The sequence below is a fragment of the Pseudomonas sp. 58(2021) genome (genome assembly GCF_017491585.1).
Taxonomy (GTDB): domain Bacteria; phylum Pseudomonadota; class Gammaproteobacteria; order Pseudomonadales; family Pseudomonadaceae; genus Aquipseudomonas; species Aquipseudomonas fluorescens_BT.
This window is the reverse complement of sequence record NZ_JAFGYZ010000056.1, coordinates 1-533: the sequence shown is the minus strand read 5'-3', so window position 1 is coordinate 533 and position 533 is coordinate 1. Positions and strand designations below refer to the sequence as shown.

Genomic DNA, 533 nt, shown 5'->3' with positions numbered 1-533 from the left:
GAAGTCTGGCCCGCGCCGTACAGTGCTTTGGCGGTGAAGCTGTGCGCTGCCACGCTCAACCCCGTAAGGTCTTTGGTCCAGATGCCGGTGGATGGGTCCGCTGTGGCGTTCCCTTTGCTGACGGCCCCGTCGAGGATCTCCACCTGCTGGCCCTTGCTGGCGGTGCCTGTCAGTTTCACGGTTGTGTCGACGGTGGTGCCGCCATCTGGAATCACGGTGCCTTTGGAATCCTGGGCATTGGTGATGGTGGGTGCAACCGTCGCAGTCACGGTCAGTGTCCGTGCCCCTGAAGTCTGGCCCGCGCCGTACAGTGCTTTGGCGGTGAAGCTGTGCGCTGCCACGCTCAACCCCGTAAGGTCTTTGGTCCAGATGCCGGTGGATGGGTCCGCTGTGGCGTTCCCTTTGCTGACGGCCCCGTCGAGGATCTCCACCTGCTGGCCCTTGCTGGCGGTGCCTGTCAGTTTCACGGTTGTGTCGACGGTGGTGCCGCCATCTGGAATCACGGTGCCTTTGGAATCCTGGGCATTGGTGAT

General features: G+C 62.9%; 1 pseudogene. It reads right to left on the bottom strand.

Features of this window, described 5'->3' with window-relative positions:
• A pseudogene (locus J5M72_RS28735) lies at positions 1-533 on the bottom strand (Ig-like domain repeat protein); the annotation flags it as partial.